Origin of the sequence: Bifidobacterium choerinum (assembly GCF_002761235.1) — a bacterium.
GTDB classification, from domain to species: Bacteria; Actinomycetota; Actinomycetes; order Actinomycetales; family Bifidobacteriaceae; genus Bifidobacterium; species Bifidobacterium choerinum.
Window position 1 is genome coordinate 464222 of record NZ_CP018044.1, and the last position, 23047, is coordinate 487268.

14 protein-coding genes are annotated in these 23047 nt (G+C 66.4%); 6 read left to right on the plus strand and 8 right to left on the minus strand.

The features are described 5' to 3' along the window. Positions 1–198: 198 nt before the first annotated feature. A complete protein-coding gene (locus BcFMB_RS01800; RefSeq protein ID WP_099720885.1) occupies positions 199–1020 on the minus strand; it encodes an ADP-ribosylglycohydrolase family protein in 822 nt (273 codons plus the stop codon). 429 nt (positions 1021–1449) lie between these two features. On the opposite strand from BcFMB_RS01800, the gene BcFMB_RS01805 reads away from it, so the two are divergent. After that, positions 1450–2505, plus strand: coding sequence for a GmrSD restriction endonuclease domain-containing protein (locus tag BcFMB_RS01805; protein WP_232513843.1), 1056 nt, complete (start codon positions 1450–1452; stop codon positions 2503–2505). Between the two features lie 81 nt (positions 2506–2586). Here the strand turns inward: BcFMB_RS01805 and BcFMB_RS01810 are convergent, their stop codons facing one another. Then, on the minus strand, positions 2587–4302 hold the full coding sequence (locus BcFMB_RS01810; protein WP_099720887.1) for a hypothetical protein: 1716 nt from the start codon (positions 4300–4302) through the stop codon (positions 2587–2589). Positions 4303–4709: 407 nt separating this feature from the next. Here BcFMB_RS01810 and BcFMB_RS01815 point away from each other — a divergent pair, with 407 nt between their 5' ends. Further along, entirely contained in the window at positions 4710–6182 is a 1473-nt protein-coding gene (locus BcFMB_RS01815; protein ID WP_099720888.1) for an ABC transporter permease, read from the plus strand. Continuing rightward, the gene (locus tag BcFMB_RS01820; protein ID WP_099720889.1) at positions 6179–7390 is read left to right on the plus strand and encodes an ATP-binding cassette domain-containing protein; all 1212 of its coding nucleotides are present in this window, start codon (positions 6179–6181) and stop codon (positions 7388–7390) included. The genes BcFMB_RS01815 and BcFMB_RS01820 overlap by 4 nt, the downstream gene beginning before the upstream one ends. A 110-nt stretch (positions 7391–7500) precedes the next feature. On the opposite strand, the gene BcFMB_RS01825 is transcribed toward BcFMB_RS01820, so the two are convergent. The 5 genes from BcFMB_RS01825 to BcFMB_RS01845 all read right to left on the minus strand — a co-directional run bounded on the left by BcFMB_RS01825 (position 7501) and on the right by BcFMB_RS01845 (position 15061). Further along, the gene (locus BcFMB_RS01825; RefSeq protein ID WP_099720890.1) at positions 7501–8214 is read right to left on the minus strand and encodes an HD domain-containing protein; all 714 of its coding nucleotides are present in this window, start codon (positions 8212–8214) and stop codon (positions 7501–7503) included. Positions 8215–8260: 46 nt separating this feature from the next. Further along, positions 8261–9136 (minus strand): class II glutamine amidotransferase, encoded by an 876-nt coding sequence (locus BcFMB_RS01830; protein WP_099720891.1) that lies wholly within the window; start codon positions 9134–9136, stop codon positions 8261–8263. A gap of 157 nt (positions 9137–9293) precedes the next feature. Beyond that, positions 9294–11480, minus strand: coding sequence for a KUP/HAK/KT family potassium transporter (locus tag BcFMB_RS01835; RefSeq protein WP_024541575.1), 2187 nt, complete (start codon positions 11478–11480; stop codon positions 9294–9296). Positions 11481–11741: 261 nt separating this feature from the next. Then, positions 11742–12698 (minus strand): TatD family hydrolase, encoded by a 957-nt coding sequence (locus BcFMB_RS01840; RefSeq protein ID WP_024541574.1) that lies wholly within the window; start codon positions 12696–12698, stop codon positions 11742–11744. Next, positions 12695–15061 (minus strand): beta-L-arabinopyranosidase, encoded by a 2367-nt coding sequence (locus tag BcFMB_RS01845; protein ID WP_099720892.1) that lies wholly within the window; start codon positions 15059–15061, stop codon positions 12695–12697. The genes BcFMB_RS01840 and BcFMB_RS01845 overlap by 4 nt, the downstream gene beginning before the upstream one ends. A gap of 313 nt (positions 15062–15374) precedes the next feature. On the opposite strand from BcFMB_RS01845, the gene BcFMB_RS01850 reads away from it, so the two are divergent. Then, the gene (locus BcFMB_RS01850; RefSeq protein ID WP_099720893.1) at positions 15375–17264 is read left to right on the plus strand and encodes an ABC transporter ATP-binding protein; all 1890 of its coding nucleotides are present in this window, start codon (positions 15375–15377) and stop codon (positions 17262–17264) included. A 30-nt stretch (positions 17265–17294) separates the two neighbouring features. Then, positions 17295–19091, plus strand: a complete 1797-nt coding sequence (locus tag BcFMB_RS01855; RefSeq protein WP_099720894.1) for an ABC transporter ATP-binding protein — start codon at positions 17295–17297, stop codon at positions 19089–19091. 694 nt (positions 19092–19785) lie between these two features. Here the strand turns inward: BcFMB_RS01855 and metG are convergent. Further along, complete coding sequence (gene metG, locus BcFMB_RS01860; RefSeq protein WP_024541570.1) at positions 19786–21648, minus strand: methionine--tRNA ligase; 1863 nt, start codon at positions 21646–21648, stop codon at positions 19786–19788. 525 nt (positions 21649–22173) lie between these two features. Here metG and BcFMB_RS01865 point away from each other — a divergent pair. Continuing rightward, entirely contained in the window at positions 22174–22998 is an 825-nt protein-coding gene (locus BcFMB_RS01865; RefSeq protein WP_099720895.1) for a hypothetical protein, read from the plus strand. Positions 22999–23047 lie beyond the last annotated feature (49 nt).

Here is a 23047-nt window from a genome sequence, read left to right on the forward strand (position 1 = left end):
AACTGACCCGCTACGGGGCGATCCGCCGATGGAGTCGACGAATCTACCCGTAAAACGGCCGGATTCCGGGTCGGTTCGTCGACATGGCCGACAATCCGGCCCGCGGAGCAACCAGGTTGTGGGCCGAAACGTCGACGGGGGCGACGAACCTACCCCGCGGAACAGGCCGCCACACGCCCGAGCCTGCACCCGCACCTCTCACGCCGGCAGCACGGATTCGATGATCTCCCTGCCGCGCAGCCGCTCAAGCCAATCCCGCGACACGTCGCCAGAGCCGCCATGATACTGTATCGCGGCCAGCCCTCCTGCGACGGCGGCTGTCGTATCGGTGTCTTCACCCAGATTGACGGCCGCACGCACACAGTCGGCGTAGCTGCCGGTCGTCGTCAGGCACCACAGGGCCGCAGGCAGCGTATGCAGCACATAGCCGGTCGAACGAATCGCCGAAACCGGCTGTTCCCAAATATCCGCATATCCGGCCGTTGACGCCGCCTCGCGCGGATCGGCGCCGTTGAGCAGGGCGCGCGCGGCATGCACATAGGCGACGCACGCGTCCATGCTCGTCGCATGCGCATGCGTGATCGCGGAGACGGCGCGCACCTCGTCGTCGGTGGCATCGGTGAACGCGAGTGGCAGGATGCGCATCAGCGAACCGTTGCCGTTGCTGCGTTCGCCGTCACGCCCGACGCCCCGCCGCAGCGCCTCGCGCACGGTGATGCCGCAGTCGAACACGTTGCCGTCGATTGCGTACATGCCGTCACACAGCCACATGACGAAGCGGCGGCGCATATCGTCCACATCGACCCGGCCGTCGTTCTGCCGCAGCGAATCGACGGTCGCCAACGTCATGCTCGTGTCGTCTGACCATGTGCCCGCCGGCTGCCGATGCGAGCCATAGCCGACCATATCCGTGCAGCGGAAGCCGCCGCGCGCCATGAACTCGTACGGCACACCCAGCGCGTCGCCGACGGCGACGCCGTAGATCGCCGGCCGCAGCAATGCCTGATGCTGAAACACCATTGCCCTCCCCGTTTCCCTATCTCCTCGCTGATTCGTTGCGACGATTCTACAACCCCGACGATTGCTGCGACAGCGGGGCGGCCCAATCCGTCGGCACCGCCGACGAACCCGCCCGCCAATCAGCCCATTTCCGTCCCGATCCGTCGGCACCTTCGACGAACCCACCCGCTGCGTCCTGGTCCGTCGGCGCGCCCTACGAACCCACCCGCCAATCGGCCTGTTTGCGTCCCGAACCGTCAGCCGCGTCTACGAACCTGACCGCACAGCCACGCCACCCGCTCCCACTCCCCCTGTGAACAATCGATGGAGAACGTGGACGTCCTCGCCTCACATACTGATACGTCTTCTACACTGGCACCGGTAGCATATTCGCGGATCAGGCCACCGCGGCGAGCGCGGCCGGATCCATATCAGCATACGTTGAATCAAATGAATCAGAAGGGAACACCCATGTCCGCCGACGCATTCCGTAAAACCATCGCGCTGCTCGCGAGCGCGGGCCTGCTGCTGTCGCTCGGCGCGTGTTCGGGATCGACGCCGTCCTCCGCCGAGGCGTCGAGTTCGGCGTCGTCGAGCGAGACGAAGCGTAACCAGTCCGTCTCCGACGACGGTTCGTCCGATGAGAAGCCGTCCGCGCAGGTGAGCAAGGAGCCGGATCTCAAGGTGCCTGAGGGCAGCGCCCTCGATGTGCTCGAGCAGCTGCCGGTCAAGGGCCGCGCGCCGAAGACCGGCTATGCGCGCGACCAGTTCGGCCCGGCATGGAGCGACGTCGATCATAACGGCTGCGACACGCGCAATGACATCCTCAACCGCGACATGTCCGACAAGACCTACAAGGCGAACACGCATGACTGCGTCGTCGCCACCGGCGTGCTCAACGATCCGTACACCGGCAAGCGCATAGATTTCACGCGCGGCCAGGACACGAGCACGGCCGTGCAGATCGACCATGTCGTCGCGCTGAGCAACGCGTGGCAGACCGGTGCGCAACAGCTGAGCGAGGCGACGCGCACGCAGTTCGCGAACGACCCGTACAATCTGCTCGCCGTGGACGGCCCGGCCAACCAGCAGAAGAGCGACGGCGACGCGGCGACGTGGCTGCCGGCGAACAAGTCGTTCCGCTGCGAATACGTCGCACGTCAGATCGGCGTCAAGAAGAAGTACGATCTGTGGGTGACGCAGGGCGAGCATGACGCGATGAAGAACGTGCTGTCGAGCTGCCCGACGCAGCAGGTGCCGACCGATGGCGGCGTCGTCACGCCGATTGAGGTGCAGGAGTCGCCGGAACCGGCACAGACCCAGGAACCGGCACCCGCGCCGGCGCAGACGCAAGAGCCCACACCCGCGCCGGCGCAGCAGGACGAGAACGTCTATTACAAGAACTGCGCGGCCGTGCGCGCCGCCGGCAAGGCGCCGCTGCACCGCAGCGACCCCGGCTATGCGCCGAAGCTCGACCGCGACGGCGACGGCATCGCCTGCGAGTGATGCGCGTCCGCGGCATGGCGCGGCACGAACGTTTGCGACGCAGGCAATAGCGCGCACAGTGGCACATCGGACGGGTGGATGTCAGGCGACGACGTCCACCCGTTCGCGTTCGTCGGCCGGATGCGCAGCCGCGACCTCACCGATTGCCGTCTCGATTGCCACGTGAGCCATCGCACCTTCGGCGACTTCGGCACCGCCATCCATCCGCGCGGTTACGGCGTCCGGCGGCGCAACGTCGTTTCGCGTGCCGCCGTTTCGCGCATCACCATGCTTCCGCACGTCACCGCCGGCCCGCACATCCTCATCCGGCTTCGCATCGCCGACGTCCTGCGGTTGGAACAGTGGAATCGTCATCTCGCAGTAAGCCTGCACGTCGAGCTGCATCAGCGCGGCGGCGGCATCGGCGCGGTAGCGGTCGTCGCCGCGGTCGATGCGGTCCAGCACGACGAGCGCGAGGTCTGCGCCGACGTCGCAGTACAGCCGCCACGCCTGCGTGCGCGAACGGTAGCCGCCGCGGTTCATCTGCGCCCATTGCGGCTCGTGCGAGTCGGACAACGCGATCGGCATCAGCAGCAGCGTCATCGTGTCGACCATCTTCGCCACGGTGCGCAGGCGTGCGACGCCCGCTTCGAAACGCTGCACGTCGCGCGTCTCGAAGCCTTCGACGAGGTCGGCGGACAATGACGTCCCGACGAGCGAACGCGCCACGTCGCGCAGATACACCGGATTCTCCCACAGCTTCATGCGCGGATACTCCTGCGTCTGCATGACCTCGGCGAGCACGGCGTCGGCCTTCGGCACGTCGCGGTCCCACAATGCGCGGTAGGAGACGACGAGCCGGTGCGCGTCGTACAGATACCGCCGGTCCATCGCCGCCGTCGCCTCGGTGTGGTTGGCCGGGTCGAGCTGCGGCAGATCCCAGTGCCGCTGCACGGCGCGCGCATAGTAGATGTCGGCCTGCACGCGCAGATGCCGCACATAGGCGAGCACACGGCCCATGCGACGGTCGGGGGCGACGCCCTGCAGCAGCAGATTCGGGTCCTGACGCAGCAGACTGACGCCGAACTTCGGGTCGGACAGCATCAGCGACGCGATGTTGTTGCATTCGTCGATCGGCGTACCCCAGCGCAGCAGGCAGTACGCGGTGAGCCGATATGCCTGCTTGCGGTATTCGTCGATGTCCTCGAGACGCTGCTTGCGCGTGCCGTAGTGGTGCGCCGCGTCGGAACTGACCCAACGGTGCATCTGGATGCGGCTCATCGGACGGATCGTCATCGGCATCATCGGACTCGGCTTGCCGAGCAGTTTCGCCGACGACGCATCGGCGATGAGGCCGTGCAGCCAGACGGCCAGTCCGTTGCGCCGCACGCAGCGCGCCGCCTGCATCATGAACGCGCGCGCCGTGTCGACGACGGCGTCGTCGAAGGCGAGCGATGCGACGCCGATCAGCGACGCCCAGCAGGTGCCGCCGAACAGTTCCGCCGCGAGCTCGAGGATGCGCGAATCCACCTTTCCTTCGCTGTTGCGCATCCGTTCGCGCACGCCGCCGCGTTCATCGCGCGATTGGCCGTCGGCGCCGACGACGTCGCCCGCAGCGGCCGCCGTGCCCGCCGCAGCGACGTCGGCGATCTTCGCAAGGCCGTCACAACGATGTTCCGGATGCTGGATCGGGTTGGCGTCGTCGTCGATGCCGTCGAACGACAGCGCCGACGATGCGACGACCTGTTCGAAGCGTGAGGACAGCGCGGCGAGCGTCGCCAGAAACGCCTCGGAATCGAAGGTGTAGGTATCGCGCATGGGTGCTCCTTACCGCCGCGGAATGCGGCTGCCACACCGTCGGCGGCCATCGCCGACGTCCCTGCCCACCCTCGCATGGCGCCGCCGCGCGCCGCCAACAGCATCGGAAAAACTGTGGATAAGTGGAGAACGGGCGTGTCATCCACAATGCGCCGACGAATGTGGATAACCGGTGTCCGCGGCGACGACCGAGCACGCCACGGCACGTCGCAACGCAACACGTCATGACACGCCACGACGGCGCGCTCGGATGTGACGGCGACTGTCGGTTCGCCGCGACGCTCACCGTGCGCGAAGCCGTGGCCATTCAGGCATCGTTCAGACCGCCTTGCTAGATACAATCACGGTAGTGAACGTGCGCGATCCCCGGAACGCGCACATCGGGAACAATCAACGGGAGACAACGGATGTTCGTTGCGAAGAACGCATGGTCCGCGCTGCGCCGTCACCCTTGGAGGACCGTACTGACGATCGTCGTCAGCCTGCTGGTCACCCTCTGGTCGGCCTTCGGCGTGGCCGTGCTGCACGAGTACGACGAAGCGCATGGCGCGCGCTACGACCAATTGACGCCGCTCGGCGTCTTCACGCCAAGCGACCTGAGCAAGGCGCGGGCGCAGGGCGACAACGCCGATTCGACGAAGAACTACATGACGTGGGACGACTACAACGGCATCGGCGCCGCCGCCAACGAGAAGAACGCGACCTTCGGCTACACGCTCATCGACTCGGTGCCGGTGCGCGGCGGCGACAAGCTCAAGCCGGTCGCCGGCGCGCAGCAGCCGGATGCAGGCGCCGACGAGACCGGCGGCGACTTCACGCTCCAGTCCTTCCTCAGCGAGCAGGCCGTCCCGGCGAACAGCTACGGCACCTACCGGATCGTGGACGGCAAGGGTCTCGGCTACGAGGACGTCACCCGGCACGACCTCATCATGTCGAAGGCGCTCGCCGACAAGAACGGCATCAAGGTCGGCGACGAGGTCACGCTCGGCAACGCGAAGGACGCGAAGACGACCTACACGTACACGGTGTGCGGCCTGTACGAGTACACGGCACCGGCCGAGGGCGCCGCGCCCTTCGCGAAGGACGTGCCGGACAACGTGCTCTACACAACCTACTATTCCTTCGCCGCCGACGACCTCGACCCGCTCGATGCCTCCGGCTGGCAGCGCCCCGACGTCAACGTCGTCTTCATGTTCCAGGGCGTCGAGCAGTACGAGGCCTTCAAGCAGGCGGTCAAGGACGTCAAACTACCGAGCGGCTACCGGCTCTCCTCTCCGACGATCGACCAGTACGAGCGTTCGCTCGAGCCGCTCGACTCGCTCGCCTCGACCATGCGGCTGACGCTGATCCTGCTGTGGTCGATCGGCGGCGCGCTGCTGCTCGCGCTCACGCTGCTGCAGGCGCTGCCGCGGCGCGAGGAGATCGGCTTCGCGCTGCAGGTGGGCGTCACGAAGGGGCGCCTCGCATGGCAGTTCATGAACGAGATCCTGTGGCCGACGCTGCTCGGCGCCGCGATCGGCCTGATCATCGGCTGCTGCACGGCGAATCCGCTCGCCGGCAACTTCGTCGACGGCCACAGCTTCACGCTTCCGGCCGCGCTCGTGTGGAACCTCATCTGGATAAGCGCCGCCGGCTGCCTTGTGCTCGCGGCGATCGCCGGCGTGCGCGTCGCCGCGTTCCCGACCGCGCAGCTGTTCGCGTCGCCGTATCTTGCGCATGACGACGCGAAGGCCTCCGAAAACGACACGGACGAAGGCGACGACGACGCGATCGGCCACAGCGATACGGACGACGAGGCGGAGTCGACGAAGGACGCGGAGTCGACAGCGGACACGACATCGACGACGGATGCAACGTCGACGAAGAAGGAGCAGGCATGACCGACGAACATACGACGACGCCGGCGCAGGACGCCGACGAGGCTGTGACGGATACCGCCGCGACGCCGACCGCCGACGATGCGACAACCACCCCAGCCGATGCGATGCCGACCGATGACAACACGGCGGCCGCATCTTCCGACGCGACTGCGGTCACTGACACGGATGCCGCCTGCGCAACCGAGGCCTCCGCGACCGACCCGACCGCGGTCTCCGACGACGCGCTCAGCGTCACCTACACGATCGACTACGACGACGCGCCGAGCATCGCGATCGACGGCACAAGCGGCGTCGAGGAACTCGCCGAGGACCTCGCCGCCTCCCCCGACGACGATGCAGACGACAACGACGCCACCACCGACGATGCAGACGCCGGCACCGCCGACGACGCGACCGACGGCGACGCGGCGACGCTGTCCGCATCGGTGTCGGCGACGCTCGACCAGGAGATCCGTCACGGCTCGCGCGACGCCGACGACGCCGTGTTCCGCGCTTACCCGATGCTCGCCTTCGACGGCGTCGGCGTCGACGACCGCAAGACCGGCGAACACATCTGGGACGATCTGACGCTGCGCTGCGAGGCCGGCCGCAGCTACGCCATCCTCGTGGACCGTGACGACGACCGCCGCCACAACACGCTCGTCGCGATGCTCACCGGCTTCCTGACACCGACGCGCGGCCGCGTGCTCACGAAGACGACGTCCTTCGCCGAACTCAGCCCGCTCGAACTGCGCGGGCACCGCATCGGCGCGATCCTCGCGATGTGGCCGCTGCGCCTCGAGCTGAGCGCCGCCGACAACCTCATCTACACGATGGACGCGTCCGGCCGCAACTTCCTCAAGCCGATCCCGGTCGTCGCGCAGGACCTGCTGCGCGCGGTCGGCTTCGGCGCCGCGGACACCGACGACGCCGGCGACTGCGCTGATGACGCCGCCGCGATCGAAACAGCCGACCGTTCGCGCACCCGTGTACGCGATCTCGACGCCGTCGACGCGGCGCGCGTGGCCGTCGCCCGCGCGATCGCGAACGATCCGGACATCGTCATCGCCGACGAGCCGACGGCCAGGCTCGACGACGCGGACGCGGCGACGATCCTCGATCTGCTTCGTGCGCAACTGCACACGGACGCGAAGGCGCGCACCGTCATCGTCGTCACCGCCGACCCGCAGGTCGCCGCCCACCTCGACGAGACGATCGATCTGCGCTGAGCGGCGCGACACGGCGTCGCCATGACGGCGAGAATTGCCCGGAGGATCCTCCGCGATCCTCCGGGCAATTCGTATATCACGGCGTCGCGCCGCCCAGACAGCCGCCGCGCTCAGGTCAGCTTCTGATGGTAGTGCGCGGCGAGTTCGGCGACCGGCGGCTCACCATATTTGCGCACGAGCCCGAGCCATTCGTCGCGGTTGGCTTCGCCGAAGCGCGCCGCCTTGCGCGCGTAGGTCGCGGCCGTCAGGAAACGCGGCGGCATCGATTTGCTGTTGTATTTGTCGGCGACCATGACGATCTCCTGTTCGAGGTTGACCGGCACGTAGTCGTCCGGCGGCAGCGGCAGATGCTGCCGTTCGACCGCCTCCCTGGTGAGCCCGACGCCGGTGTGGTTGCGCGCGAACTGCGCGATCGACTCGTCGACGCCTTCGTCGAGCAGCAGCCGGTAGCCGAGCAGTCCGTGTTCGATGTAGTTGTCGCCGAACTTGAGCGGACCGCCGTCCGCGCCGTTCTCCCGGAGCACCAGATAGGTGCCGATGTCATGCACCATCGCGCCGCGCACCGCCGTGTCGACGTCGATGTACCGCGGCGGCACGAGGCCGCCGGCGATGCCGTCGGTCGGCGGCACGTCGGTCTGTTCGGCGCGCGCGTCAGGCAACGTGCAGCGGCGCATGAACAACGCGTTCTGCCGATGCGCGAGGCGGCGCGTGATGTCGGCGACGATGACGCAATGGGTGTGGATGAGATCGTATGCGGCCTGCGACGGCGCGACCTTGCGGTGTAGCGCGTCGATCTGCTCAAGTGTGGGAATCGTTCCGGTCATACCGCCATCGTAGCGCCGCAGGCGCATTATCCCGGTGGAACGACGTTCAGATCGAACGGATGCGGTAGGCGCCGGTGCGGTTGGACGCGACGATCATCCGGTTGTTGCCGAGCTCGCGCCAGCCTTCCGACTCCGGCTGCGCATAGCCGGAGCTCGTCACGACGACGCCGCGCATCGCAGCGCCGTCCACCGTGCCGCCGAGGTCGCGGTAGCGCAGCACCGCGTAGTCCTCGGCTTCGTCGGCGCGCCCATGGCGCGCGTAGACGTCCACGACGCCTTGGCGTGTCGGCTTGCCGCTCTCGGCGCGCAACGCGATGAACGTGTCCTTGCTTTGGATCATGCAGTTGTAGCTGCTGTCCGGATACGCGGCGCGCAGCTCCTTGACGGCCTGCGCGAGCGCCTCCTCGAGTTCGTAGCCGACGCCCAGGTATTGCAGCGCCGTCGCGAAGTAGATCGCCGAGTCGGAACGGCCGCCGGTCTCCTGCACGAGGCTGTGGTCGATCGGATACGAACGGTTCGCCGTGATGTTGCGGCCCTGCGCGTCGGAGATGTCGCCGTTGTGGATGAAGCTCAGCCCGTTCGCGAAGAACGGATGCTGGTTTTCGAGGATGAGCGGCAGGTTGGAGCTGGCGAGCCGCAGATGGAACAGCGCGCTGCGTGCGCCGACTGACGCCAGTTCGTCGAAGATCGGGTCGTAGTGGGCGGCGATCGTGTTGCGGTACAGCGCCGATCCGGTCTCCGGGGACGGCGCGCCGCCGTCGGTCACATGCGCCGCGGCCGCCGGTTCGGTGATGAGCGCGGCGCCCCAGCCGTCATTGTGGATGACGCTCAGATCGCGGAACGCGGCGCACTCGCGCATGCCAAGCACCTGATGAAGGCTCGCGTTGACATCGTTCGTGGCGTATCCAAGCAATCTGCACATGAGACGTTACTGTAACCGCTGTCTGTTGCCGATGCGCGCTTTTCTCGCATTTTCGCTATTGATCGTACTTCTAGCGGCCTCAAAACCGCCCGGGGGACGCCGTTGCGGCCGGTGTCGGCGGCCGGACCTGCCGGCCGCCGACACGCCGTCGCGGACGTCACATGATGCGCTTGAGGCGCGGCGGGCGCACCGTGGACAGGAAGAGCGGCTGCACCTCGGTGACCGGGTCGTACGGCGCCAGGCCGAACCATTTGATCGGCGAGCCGGCCACATGACGGATCGCGTACTTGACGCGCAGCGCCATCGCCCCGCCGGATGACACCTTCGATTCGGGCATGAGCTCCTTATGGATCAGCACGTAACGGATCGGTCCGATCTCGGGATCGGCATCCACCTTCGGATAGTGCGTCGTCTGCTTCGGCAGTTCGCCCGAGCGCAGCAGGTCGTGCATGATCTGATGCAGGTACGCCGGGATCGACTGCGAGACCTTGAAGCCGAGGCGCATGCGCACACGGAACACGTAATCGGTGCCGAAGGTCTCCACCGAGTATTCGCGCGTGAACGGCTCGTCGGCGGTCTCCACGGAGACGGCCCACCATGCGCGCGCTCGCTTCGGGTGGTTCGCGAAGATCGAGAAGAAGATGTCCGTGTCGAAGCGGCACATCTCCTGATCGCTCGTCAGGTAGACGATGTTGTCCGAATAGTACGGCACCGTCGCGTCCTCATGCAGCCGTTGGAGCACCGGAAGGCATTCCTTGGGGCTCATATGGCGCCGCTGCGCGCGTTCGAGCATCGTGCCCTGGTCCCATGTGTACATGACGCCGAGGATCGCGAGCATGAGCATCATCGTGAACCAGCCGCCGTGCAGGAACTTCGCCATCGACGCGACGAAGAACATGACCATGATCGACGGGAACACGATCGCGAACAGCACGGCCGCGAACCGGGAGCGCAGATGCCACAGATAGACGGTCACGAGCACCGAGGTCATGATCATCGTGACGGTGAGCGCCAGACCGTAGGCGGCGGCGATGTGTTCGGAATCATGGAAGATCAGCAGCACGGACACCGTCGAGACGCACAGCACGGCGTTGATCATCGGAATGTACAGCTGCCCGCGCGTACGCGACGGATAGCGCACCTGCATATGCGGCATCCAGTTGAGGCCGGTCGCCTCCGAGACGATCGTGAACGCGCCGGAGATGAGCGCCTGCGAGGCGATGATGCCGGCGACCACCGAAAGCACGACGGCCACGCCGCGCACGCCCGGCGTCATCATCGCGAAGAACGGGTTCGGCACCGACTTCATGTAGGCGGCGTCACCGGCATGGTCCATGATCCACGCGCCCTGGCCGAAATAGCACAGCACGAGGGAGAGGTTGACGAAAGGCCACGTCAGGTAGATGTTGCCGCGCCCCACATGGCCCATGTCCGAGTACAGCGCCTCGGCGCCGGTGATGGACAGGAAGACGGTGCCCATCAGCGCGATGCCGGCGACGTTCTGCCCGCTGAACAGGAACGCGACGCCATGCACCGGGTTGAGCGCGCGCAGCACGCTCCAGTCGTTGGACATGTTCACCAGTCCCACGACGCCGATGAACAGGAACCAGACGAGCACGATCGAACCGAAGACGCGGCCGATGCTCTCGGTGCCGCGCGACTGGACCGCGAACACACACACCAGGATGACGAGGGCGATCATCTCGGTGAGCCCGGTGTTCTCCTCGAAGAGCCGTTCCAGCCCCGGCAGCGTCGTCAGGCCTTCGACGGCCGAGCTGATCGACATCGCCGGCGTGAGCACCGAATCCGCCAGGAACGCGGCGCCGCCGATCATCGCCGGCACGGCGAGCCATTTGCCGTAGCGGCGCAGGCGCGAATAGAGCGCGAGGATGCCTCCTTCGCCGTGGTTGTCCGCGCGCATGCAGATGAGCACGTATTCGACCGTCGTGACGAGCGTCATCGACCAGAACACGAGCGACAGCATGCCGATGACCGATCCGTCGGTCGTGTTCGCCATGCCTCCGCGCCCGTAGAGGAAGGTCTGCATCGTGTAGAGCGGCGACGTGCCGATGTCGCCGTACACGACGCCGAGCGCGACGAGCGCCATAGCGAGCGAGACCTTGTCGGGGCTCGATTGGAGTTTGCGCCATGCACGTCCGATGGGGCCCGACGTGCTCGTCGATTCCAGACGCTCGGCCTGCGCCTGCTTGAGCCTGTGCTCCTTGAGGATCTCCTCGCGCTCCTGCTTGGTCAGCACCTTGTGCGAGACCTTCGGAGCCTTCGTATACTGCGCGGCGCGCTTGAGCAGCGTGTCCTCGCCGTTGTCATCCGGCCTTTCAGCCATCACGGTTCCTTTCACGAGCAGGATCCAGCCGCCCGCATCACCGGGTTCGCCCCGTCCTTGCTCGCATTCCTTCAGCCGCGCGGATCCGCACTTGCAAAATATGCAATAGGGAACGATATCGCGCCGCGCCGGCGCCCCAACACTACCTTTGCTTACAGCACACCGGCGCCCGTACGGTCCACGGCGACGCCTACAATCCGCCGCCGGCGCCGCCGCGCACCGATGCGCGGGACACGGCGCACGGCGACGCGCCGCCGTTGTTCAGACGCCGTATACCTCGCGGGTCGTGGCCCGCGTCGCCCTCGCGACGTCCTCGACCGACATCTGCAGATATCGGGCAAGGGAATGCAATGTGTATGGAATCATATACGGCGCATTCGTCCTTCCGCGATACGGCATCGGCGTCAGATACGGCGCGTCCGTCTCGACCATGACGTGGTCGAGGCCCACGATCCTCGCCGATTCGCGGATGCCGTCGTTGCCTTTGTAGCTCGACGTGCCGGAAAGCGACAGATACCATCCGTGTTCGCGCGCGATCCTCGCCATCTCGGCGTCGCCCGAATAGCTGTGGAAGACGGTCCTGCGCGGCGCGCCGTCGGCAAGCAGCGTTTCGATGACGTCGCGGTGCGCGTCGCGGTCATGGATCTGCATCGGCAGGTCGAGTTCCTTCGCGAGCGCGATATGCGCGCGGAACGCGTCGCGCTGCAGCTCCTTCGCGCTTTCGCCGGTACGGAACAGATCCATGCCGGTTTCGCCGATCGCGACGACCTGCTTCGGATAGGCTACGGCGATGCGGTGCACTTCGGCGATCGCGTCGTCGATGCCGACATCGTGCCACGGCTTGTAACGCACCGGCAGCCCGTCCGGACCGGGCGCGCCGCGGTGGCCGTGGAGCACCGATTCGTTCGGATGGATCGCGATGGCCGCATGCACGCTGCCCGGGTGTTCCCTCGCCATGTCGACGGCCGTCATCAGGTCCGGCAGTTCGCAGCCGCAGTCGATGACGCCTTCGACGCCGACGTCGGCCGCCTGGCGCAGCAGTTCGTCGACGCTGTAGACGGGCACCGGATCCTGCCCGCGCTCCTGCGCCTCGTGGCTCATCGCCTCGGAAAACGGCACGACCGATGCGACGTGCGTGTGGTTGTCGACGACCCGCGCGTCCGCGGGCAATGCCTCGGGCGCCGGCGCCCAGTTGCGGTCACGGTGCTTCCTGCTCATGCCTTCTCGGCCTCCTTCGCCGCGTCGGCGTCGTCGCCGTAGGTCACCGCGAAGATGCGCGCCGACGGCACGTCCAGGTTCGCGGCCGTCAGACACACCGTCTGCGGATCGACCTGTTCAATCGTCCATGGCTGTGCGTTCGGCGCATGCTCCGGATGTGCCGGGTCGGGGAAGACCTGCGTGATATGCGCGCCTTCGCCAAGTGTCAGATACATCGATTCGACGCCGCTGCGCCGCCACACGGCAAGGTATTCACAGTGGCCGTGGTCGTCGATGATATCGGCGACATCGGGGAACAGGTCCTTCGAGATCCGTGCATCGTGCCGTAGCCCATAGGCGAGCCACGAGTCCTTGAATCCGGGCAGCTCGTAAGGCCACCACGGCATCAGACGGCCTTGTTCGTCGAGCACCGCGCGATGCAGGGTGACGGCGTCGCGCACGAGCGTGAGGCGCATCGGGTCCATGCGGTTGATGAAGCCGGACAGGTACAGACGTCCGAGGATGCCTGCGGTCAGCGTGAAGACGGCGGTCTCGTCGTCCATCTCCTCCTGCGCGTAGCCCCAGTTGCCCTGCTGTTCGGGCAGCACCGTCATACCGGCGCCGGCGGCGATCGCCGCGTAGACGAGCGGATCGGCCTGATCGGAGGTCGACTGCAGGTCGAGCCTGCCGAGCATCGCGTAGTCGGCGCGCATCGCGCCGGATCCGCAGTTCTCGATGATGACGTCGGGGTGGCGGCGGCGCACGTCGTCGATCCAGTCCTGCACGGCGCGGCAATGCTCGAGCAGTCCCTCGCCGACCGAGTCGACGTTCACGTCGGTGCCGACGCCGGGCGTCGTGTTGTAGTCGAATTTGAAGTAGCCGATGCCGAATTCGTCGATGAGCCGGTCGACGGCGGCGCTCGCATGGTCGCGCGCGGCCTGCGAGCGGAAGTCGAGATGGTAGCGTCCCTGATCGGCGATGCGGCGGCCGTGGCGGCAGAAGAACGCGTCGTCGGGCAGCTCCTTGGCGAGTGGCGAACGCACGCCGACGACCTCCGGTTCGAGCCACAGGCCGGCGATCATGCCGTGGGCCTGGATGTCGTGGATGAGACCGGCGAGGCGCATCGTGCCGAAACGGTCGCAGGAGGGCTGCCATTCGCCGACCATGTCCCACCAGCCGCCGTCCTCGTCGTCGTACCAGCCGGCGTCGATGCAGAAGACGTCGGCGCCGACCTTCGAGGCGCCTTCGACGAGCGGCAGCTCCTTCTCGATCGTCGGGTCGCCCCACAGCGTGTTCATATAGTCGTTGTAGACGACGCGCAGCAGCGAGTCGTCGAAGACGTCGGAACGGCCCTGAATGGCCGCGTGGTGGCGGCGCAGCGCGCGGCGGTGCACCGTCATCTCGGCGACGGCGCGCTGCCAGTCGCCGCCGCAGATCGCGAAGGAGACGGGCACCGAGACGAAGTCATTGCCATCGCCGAGCATCGTGAACCACTGATGGTCGCGGTATTCGGGGCCGTAGGCGCTCACGCGGATGCCGGGGTCGTCCTCGCCGATCTCCCATTCCCATGCGCCGTTGTGCTCGATCTGCCACATGAAGGAGAACGGACGGGCGCCCGCGTCCTCGCTGTAGCCTTCGACGATGCCGGCCGGCTGGTATTCGCCGGTCGACCACGTCGACGACGAGCTGCGCGCGAACCGCGCCGACGACATGCCCGGATTGATCTGCTGGTCGCGGTCGCGCAGCGGCGTCGAGCGCAGCGGCTGGCAGCTCCACGCATTCTCGAGGTCCCAGGAGCTTTCGCCGGAGTAGATGAGCGTCTGCGCGTCGTCGAGACGGGCGGCCGCGAGCGGCAGCGTCACGTTCATCGACGAGACGGCCTCGACCGGGTATTCGTCGTCGTCGTGCAGCATCGTGTAGGTGCGCACGGCACTCAGGCCGGTGCGCGTCTTGAAGACGGAGATGACGAGCGGGCCGTCGCCGTTCGGGTCGCGCTGCACGATCGCGAGCGCGTCCATCGGCTTGGCGTTCGGGCCGCTGCGCATGCTTTCGTCCATCGGCGGCGAGACGAGCACCGCCTTGACGAAGCGCAGTTTGAGGCCGGCGGCCGATGCGGCGAGCTGCAGACGGTTGTCGCCGCCGCCGTCGACCGACGAGCGCAGTTCGACGATCGGCTGCGCGTCGGGCTCGCCCGGAATGTTCGCGTCCACCTGGCGCATGCCGCGTCCCGACAGGCCGACGAGCCGCACCGGCGCGTCCGCCGACGCCTCGAACACCATCGTGACGACGCCGTTGCCCCAGACGAACCTTCCGGATGCGTCGGGAATCAGACGACCCGCGATGCGTTCCTCGCCACCCAGCATTCGCTCCACTACGCCAGTCATCGCCGTCGCCTTCCTCGTCTTCTTCCTCGTTCAAGCGCATGGCCAAGGTCGTCATGGCCGGCCATCCTCGTCCATTCCATTATGCACATGCGTTGTTTACGTCTGACCATGCTGTGCCACGCGAGGAAAACGCGGGGGAAGCACGACCACTTTCGCCGCGCCGACGCCCTCAGACCGCCACCGACACGCCGGCGCCGGCGCCGGTTTGCTTAAGTTCCTACAGCTGTCAATAATGCAGGATGACCGTTACCGCCGAATGCACCATCCATCCGTGCCGGTGAACCACAGCGCACAGGAGCTATGAACACCACCGATGTACGTCGATCCGAAACACAACGAGCACGCCGGCAACCTCCGCTGGCTCATGGCCTACTGCAAGCCCGACCTGCCGCGCGCCGTCGGCGGCCTGACGCTGTACGCCGTCAGCGCGGCGATGGCGCTGGTCACGCCGCTGATCTCGGCGCGCATCGTCGACCAGGTCATCGAACAGCATCAGCTGCAGCTGCTCGCCAAGCTATGCATCCTGATGATCGTCGTCACAGTCGTGCGCGACGCCGCCTACTACGGCAACGCGATGTGGATGGAGCGCTTCGGGCAGAACACCGTCTTCCGTCTCGTCAGCGACGAATACGAGAAGCTGCACACGCTCGACTTCAACTACTTCAACCACACGCGCACCGGCGACATCATGAGCCGCATGACGTCGGACACCGACGCGATCCGCCATCTGCTCAGCTGGGTGAGCTATCAGGCGATCAACTGCGTCGTCATGTTCGTCGGTGCGCTCGTCATGATGACGTCGATCGACTGGCGGCTCGCGTTGGCGCTCGCCTGCGTCACGCCGTTCCTGTTCGTGCTCACGCGCAAGCTGTCGCAGCATGCGAAGCCGCTGTTCCTCGCGATCCGCAATTCGCTCGCATCGATGAATTCGATGGTCGAGGAGAACATCGAAGGCAACCGCGTCGTCAAGGCCTTCGTCCGCGAGGACTACGAGACGGAGAAGTTCGACGAACGCAACGACGACTACATGGAGCGCAACATGGACATGGCGCGCAACACGCGCCGCTACATGCCGTGGCTCGACGGCCTCGGCTTCTCGCTGCAGCTGATCACGATCGCGCTCGGCGGCTTCCTCGTGCTCAAGGGCAACATGACGCTCGGCGGCCTCGTCGCCTTCAACTCGTATCTGTGGATGATCGACTCCCCGATCCGCCAGTCCGGCTGGCTCGTCAACAACTGGCAGCGCTTCAACGCCTCCTGCGTCAAGATCCGCCGTCTGCTCACGGCGACGCCGCGCATCCGGGAGCCGCAGCCCGCCGACCACGATGACGCGTCCGTTGCGTCCGTTGCGCCCGTCGCGTCCGCCGAACGTACGACGACGCGCATGGCGGCGATGCCCGACCATATCGACGGCGCGATCCGCTTCGAACACGTCGACTTCGCGTTCCCCGACGACCCGGAGACGCCGATCCTGACCGACATCGACTTCGCGATCCCGGCCGGCGCGCGCCTCGGCATCCTCGGCGAGACCGGCGCCGGCAAATCGACGCTCGTCAACATGATCGCGCGCTTCTACGACCCGACGCGCGGGCGCGTCCTCATCGACGGCGTCGACGCGCGCGATTGGCCGCTGCGCACATTGCGCTCGCAGGTGAGCGTCGTCGCGCAGGACACGTTCCTGTTCTCCGACACGATCGGCGGCAACATCAGCTTCGGCGTCGACGGCGCGCACACGCCGTCGCCCGAGTACATCCGGCACATCGCGTTCATCGCCGGCGCCGACGACTTCATCGAGCGGATGCCCGAAGGCTACGACACCGTCGTCGGCGAGCGCGGCGTCGGCCTGTCCGGCGGTCAGAAGCAGCGGCTGAGCCTCGCGCGCGCGATCGCCGACGACCCGTCGATCCTGATCATGGACGATACGACGAGCGCCGTCGACATGGAGACGGAGGCGAAGATCCGGCAGCATCTCAACGAACTCGACGGCGACAAGACGATCGTGACGATCGCGCACCGCATCTCGTCGATCAAGGACAGCGACCTCATCCTCGTGCTCGAGCATGGCCACATCGTCGAACGCGGCACCCATGAGGAACTCGTCGCCAAGCACGGCAGATACTGGGCGATCTACCACAAGCAGCTCGGCGCGCAGTCCGGGCAGGCGCAGGGATATGCGACCGACGACGGGACGGACGCGCGCTGAGCGCGGCGAACGCAGAGAGGAGGAGACACGATGGCGAAACGCAACACCTTCCGCGAGGACGAGGAACTCGAGGAGCAGATCAATCTCGGCGACCTCAGGCGCATCACCGTCTACATGAAGCCGTACCGCGCGCGCATCGCGAAGATCGTGGCCGTCGTCATGTCGATGAGCTGCATCGCCGTGAGCGTGCCGTATCTGACGAAGGTCGTCATCGACGACGTGCTGCCGCACGGCAACTACGCGCTGCTCGGCTGGATATCGCTGCTCATGCTCGCATTGATCGTGCTGTACGAGATCGGGCTGCGCTACCGCACGCTGGAGATCACGCGCGTCGGGCAGCTCATGCTCAAGGACATGCGCCGCGACCTGTTCACGCATATCCAGACGCTGCCGTTCAGCTATTTCGATTCGCGGCCGCATGGCAAGATCCTGATCCGCGTCGTCAACTACGTCAACACGTTGTCGGACACGCTCAGCTCGGGGCTGATCAACGTCATCTCCGACGTGTTCACCTTCGTCATCACGCTGGTCATCATGTTCGTCATCGACTGGAAGCTCGCATTGTGGAGCCTCGTGCTGTTCCCGCTGCTGATCGTCGTCGTGCGCGTGCTGCAGCACTTCCAGCGCAAGGCGTACCAGAACCTGTCCAACAAGCAGAGCAATCTCAACGCCTTCATCCACGAGTCGATCGCCGGCGTCAAGACGACGCAGACCTTCGCGCGCGAACAGGAGCAGTACCGCACGTTCCAGGAGCAGCAGGGCGCGGTGCGCACGGCGTGGATGCGCTCGGTGCATCTGCAGTTCCTGATGTGGCCGAGCATCGAGATCATCTCGATGAGCACGATGGCGCTGCTGTACTACGTCGGCATCATGCACGTCGCCGGCGTCGCGGCGACGACCGGCACGTTGATCGCGTTCATCGGCTATGCGAACAACTTCTGGAATCCGGTCATCAACATCGGCAACTTCTACAACCAGCTGGTCACCTGCTCGGCGTATCTCGAACGCATCTTCGAGACGATGGACGTGCAGCCGGAGATCACCGATGCGTCCGACGCGGTCGAGCTGCCGCCGGTGCATGGGCAGGTCGATTTCAACGACGTCGTGTTCCGCTACGAACCGGACGGCAGGAACATCCTCAACCTCGTCGACCTGCACGTCTCCCCCGGGCAGACGGTCGCGCTCGTCGGCCCGACCGGCGCCGGCAAGACGACGATCATCAACCTGCTGTCGCGCTTCTACGACGTCGCCGATGGATCGGTGACGGTCGACGGGCACGACGTGCGCGACGTGACGCTCACGTCGCTGCGCCGGCAGATGGGCGTCATGCTGCAGGACACGTTCATCTTCTCCGGCGCGATCCGAGACAACATCCGCTACGGGCGGCTCGACGCGACCGACGAGGAGATCGAGCGCGCCGCGAAGGCCGTGCACGCGCATGACTTCATCATGCATCTGCCGGACGGCTACGACACGGTCGTCGAGGAGCGCGGCGCGACATTGTCGATGGGACAGCGCCAGCTCATCGCCTTCGCGCGCGTGCTGCTCGCCGACCCGAGGATCCTGATCCTCGACGAGGCGACGAGCAACATCGACACGAAGACCGAGGAGGCGCTGCAGGCGGGACTCGACCATCTGCTCGTCGGGCGCACGAGCTTCATCATCGCGCACCGCCTGAGCACGATCGAGAACGCCGATGTCATCTGCTTCATCGACCACGGGCAGCTCGTCGAGCAGGGCACGCACGACGAGCTGATGGCGAGGCGCGGCCACTACTGGCGCCTCGTCGAATCGCAGTACGCGATGATCACCGACGCGATCGAATAGTCGGGCAGGTCGGACGGTGCGGGAAGAAAAAGGAAAAGAAAAAGCCGGCGGAGAGAAGGCCGCCGGCATTTCAATAGAGAGAAGAGAGAAGAAGGGTTCAGTTATGGGGTTCTGGAAGGAACCTCGTCGGCGAGCCTGTGGCGATCGCTGACAGGATTCATATAACCATCCGTTGCTGAGTGCGACGCTACGATTTTCTGAAAATTCCCTGAAAAACAGGCGCGGAACGGGAGAATCGGCCGGCGGCGCGCATGTGCACAGCCGACCTCAATGTCGCCAAAACGGCGCCATTCCAACGATTGTCCCACTTCCACCAGCACCGCCCCGCAGTTGTGTCCATCGCCGCGCCACCGTCACGACGCCCTTCGCCTCCAGCAAAACCCGCTGCGCGCCAACGCGCCGCACCCGACCTGCAACCTGCCGCGTCCGCGGAAATCCGCCTCCGCGAACGCCGCCGGCGCAGATCGCACCGCAGACGTTCACAACCGACCACCTTCGCGAACATCACCGACACAAACCGCACCCGAAACGTTCACAACCGGCCATCTCCGCGAACGCAACCGACACGAACCGCACCGCAGACGTTCACAACCGGCCAGACGGACCTCCCCGACGCATGGCGAAGGCCGGTGCAGGACGGATATCCATCCTCGCACCGGCCTTCGAAACCGCGGTCCGGACCGCCGATAGTCGCTTATTCGGCGAGCTTCGCCTGCTCGGCGGCGAGTCGCTGCGCCTCGGCCTCGCGGCGCGCGTTGAGCGCGGTCTCGAAGCGGGCGAGCTCCTCGTCGACGGCCTCGGCCGGGATCTTCGCGAAGATCGGCGTCGGCTTGGCGACCTTCGCGCCGACCTCGATCGGTTCGCTCCTCCACGGGCGCAGCGTTTCGCCGAGCACGTAGTCGCCGGTGATGATCGGGTAATGGAAGGCTGGGTCGTCAAGGTCAGTGACCTCTTCGATGTGCGGCAACGGCGAGAACGTGCCGGTGCCGCCGAGCGCCTCCCACACCTTCTGCGCCGAGTGCGGCAGGAACGGCGCGAGCAGGTGGTTCGCGTCGAGCACCGCCTGCGCGGCCACATGGAGCACCGTGCCCAGACGATCGGAATCGTCCTTGATCTTCCACGGTTCGGTCGCCGAGATGTACTTGTTGATGTCGCCGACGAGGCGCATCGCCTCGTTGAGCGCGTTCTTCTGATGATGCGTCTCGATGAGCGAGCCGACGGTGTCGAAGGCGGCCGCGGACTCGGCGAGCAGCGCGCGGTCCTCGCCGGTCAGCCTGTCCTCGGCGATCGGCGGCACTTCGCCGAAGTTCTTCGCGATGAGGTTCGCGACGCGGTTGATGAGGTTGCCCCACGACGCGGCGAGCTCCTCGTTGTTGTGGCGGACGAACTCGGACCACGTGAAGTCGGAGTCGGAGTTCTCCGGGCCGGCGACCGAGATGTAGTAGCGGACGGCGTCCACCGGATAGCGTTCGAGGATGTCCTTGACGTAGATGACGATGCCGCGCGACGACGAGAACTTCTTGCCCTCCATCGTCATGAACTCGGAGGCCACGACCTGCTCGGGCAGGTTGAGCGGGCCGAGCTGGCCGGCCTCGCCGCCCTTCGAACCGCCGCCGTTGTAGGCGATCATCTCGGAGGGCCAAATCTGCGAATGGAACGTGATGTTGTCCTTGCCCATGAAGTAGTAGCCGGGCGTCGACGGGTCGTTCCACCACTTGCGCCACGCCTCGGGGTCGCCGGAGCGCCGCGCCCATTCGATCGACGCGGACAGGTAGCCGATGACGGCGTCGAACCACACGTACAGGCGCTTGTTCGGGTTGTCGATCCAGCCGGGGACCGGGATCGGGATGCCCCAGTCGATGTCGCGCGTGATCGCGCGCGGCTTGACCTCGCGGAACAGGCCGATCGAGAAGTTGAGGACGTTCGTGCGCCAGCCCTGACGCGTCTTGAGCCATGCGAGGTTCGCATCGGCGAGCGCCGGCAGGTCGAGGAAGTAGTGCTCGCTCTCCTGGAAGATCGGCGTCTCGCCGTTGATCTTCGAGACCGGGTTGATCAGCTCGTCCGGGTCGAGCTCATTGCCGCAGTTGTCGCACTGGTCGCCGCGCGCGCCCGGCGCATGGCAGATCGGGCATTCTCCTTCGATGTAGCGGTCCGGCAACGTGCGGCCGGTCGACGGGGAGATCGCGACCTTCTGCGTGCCCTTGTAGATGTAGCCGTTTTTGAGGCACTGGCGGAACAGTTCCTGGACGACGAGTTCGTGGTTCTTCGTCGTCGTGCGCGTGAACAGGTCGTAGCTCAGGCCGAGCTTGCACAGATCGGAGGCGATGACGCGGTTGTAGCGGTCCGCGAGCTCCTGCGGGGTGACACCTTCCTTGTCCGCTTCGACGAGGATCGGCGTTCCGTGCTCGTCGGTGCCGGAGACCATGAGCACGTCGTTGCCCTTCATGCGCTGGTAGCGCGCGTAGACGTCCGAAGGCACACCGAAGCCCGCGACGTGGCCGATATGACGGGGGCCGTTCGCATACGGCCAAGCGACATTCACCATAATATGAGTCATGCGCCGATTATCCGGCAGCACGCGGACACCACCGCATCACGCGAGGCCCCGCCGGCAGCGGCGTGCGGCCGCGCCGCGACCGGCGCGCAGACCCATCCCATGCGATCGCGCCGTCATCCGCGCACCGCCCCGTCCGGGCGTACCGCATGGCGCAACGCCAACAACCGCCGTGCGGCCGGCATGTGGATAACGTGTGAATGCATCCACGACGATGTCCACAACGCACCGCCCCGTCCACATCGTCATCCACACGCGGTGGGCATCCCACGCCGGTTATCCACATTTGCACATTGTTCGCCGCTCGCCTTGCACCTCCGCGCGCCCCGACCCTACGCTCGTCCCATGCGCCATGACGCACATCCCGTGCCGACGGCGCATGCATGGCGTGTCCGGCCACCGATCGACGGCAACCGACGCCACGGGCTTCGTCACCCGGCCGGACACGCCGCCCATCACGAGCGGACGTGCGCAGACGCGCCGACGAGTGCCGGCGCGAGCCGGGGACGAGGAGAGGAGGCATGACCGATGGGCGTTCATGACCGGCATACCGAGGCCTACCAGCCGATGCTGCCGCTGTGGCAGCCGCCGGCGGACGACGAACGGCCGCGCTCGACGCATGACGACAAGCGCCGCCAGCCGTGCATCGACCTGCGCAAGGCGGCTTGCTTCACCTACGACGACGCAGGCGTCGACGGCCTCTTCCCCCGCCACGACACGACGCGGAGGCCGCATGACGGCACCGCCCCGGACGGCGCGAGGAGCCGCCATATGGGCGCCGGCGACGACGACGCGACCACGCAGACGGTCCTGTACACCTACGACAACCTCCCCGGTCCCTTCGCGATGCGCAGCCTCGTGCGCGCCGGCGCGCTCATCGCGCTCGACGAACGCCACGCCTACCGCAGCGCCGACGGCGAGACGCTGTACGGCCGCGCCGCGATCGTCGCGGCGATGCTGCCGAACCCGCAGCTCGTCGCCTGCGGCCGCGCGGCGGCATGGGTGTGGCTCGGCGGCGAATTCCCGAGCGCCGTCGACGTCCTGTCGACGACGCACTACCGCGCGCCGCTGATGGGACGCCCGATCAACGTGCGCGAGCGGCGCGTCCCGCCGAAGCAGACACAGCCGGTCGGACCGCTGACCATCACGACGCCCGAACGCACGGTCTGCGATCTGGCGATGTGCCCGCCGGAGGACATCTACGAGCAGTCGCTCGACGAACTGATCCTGCAGCTGCTGCGCCATTTCAGCATCGACATCGAAGACTGCCTGCTCATCCTCGAGGGCTGCGCCTACCTGCATGCGGCGCAACGGGCGCGCGAGGTGATCGCCGATTTCGCCTGCATCGCCTGACCGCGCCGACGGCGACCGCCGTCGCATCGACACCCACATCATCGCCGTT

Excerpts from the sequence above, each read along its gene's own strand:
- BcFMB_RS01800 (WP_099720885.1), bottom strand. The coding sequence starts at position 1,020 with ATGGTGTTTCAGCATCAGGCATTGCTGCGGCCGGCGATCTACGGCGTC.
- BcFMB_RS01865 (WP_099720895.1), top strand. The coding sequence starts at position 22,174 with ATGGGCGTTCATGACCGGCATACCGAGGCCTACCAGCCGATGCTGCCG.
- BcFMB_RS01810 (WP_099720887.1), bottom strand. The coding sequence starts at position 4,302 with ATGCGCGATACCTACACCTTCGATTCCGAGGCGTTTCTGGCGACGCTC.
- BcFMB_RS01855 (WP_099720894.1), top strand. The coding sequence starts at position 17,295 with ATGGCGAAACGCAACACCTTCCGCGAGGACGAGGAACTCGAGGAGCAG.
- BcFMB_RS01825 (WP_099720890.1), bottom strand. The coding sequence starts at position 8,214 with ATGACCGGAACGATTCCCACACTTGAGCAGATCGACGCGCTACACCGC.
- BcFMB_RS01830 (WP_099720891.1), bottom strand. The coding sequence starts at position 9,136 with ATGTGCAGATTGCTTGGATACGCCACGAACGATGTCAACGCGAGCCTT.
- BcFMB_RS01820 (WP_099720889.1), top strand. The coding sequence starts at position 6,179 with ATGACCGACGAACATACGACGACGCCGGCGCAGGACGCCGACGAGGCT.
- BcFMB_RS01805 (WP_232513843.1), top strand. The coding sequence starts at position 1,450 with ATGAATCAGAAGGGAACACCCATGTCCGCCGACGCATTCCGTAAAACC.
- BcFMB_RS01835 (WP_024541575.1), bottom strand. The coding sequence starts at position 11,480 with ATGGCTGAAAGGCCGGATGACAACGGCGAGGACACGCTGCTCAAGCGC.
- BcFMB_RS01845 (WP_099720892.1), bottom strand. The coding sequence starts at position 15,061 with ATGACTGGCGTAGTGGAGCGAATGCTGGGTGGCGAGGAACGCATCGCG.
- BcFMB_RS01850 (WP_099720893.1), top strand. The coding sequence starts at position 15,375 with ATGTACGTCGATCCGAAACACAACGAGCACGCCGGCAACCTCCGCTGG.
- metG (WP_024541570.1), bottom strand. The coding sequence starts at position 21,648 with ATGACTCATATTATGGTGAATGTCGCTTGGCCGTATGCGAACGGCCCC.
- BcFMB_RS01815 (WP_099720888.1), top strand. The coding sequence starts at position 4,710 with ATGTTCGTTGCGAAGAACGCATGGTCCGCGCTGCGCCGTCACCCTTGG.
- BcFMB_RS01840 (WP_024541574.1), bottom strand. The coding sequence starts at position 12,698 with ATGAGCAGGAAGCACCGTGACCGCAACTGGGCGCCGGCGCCCGAGGCA.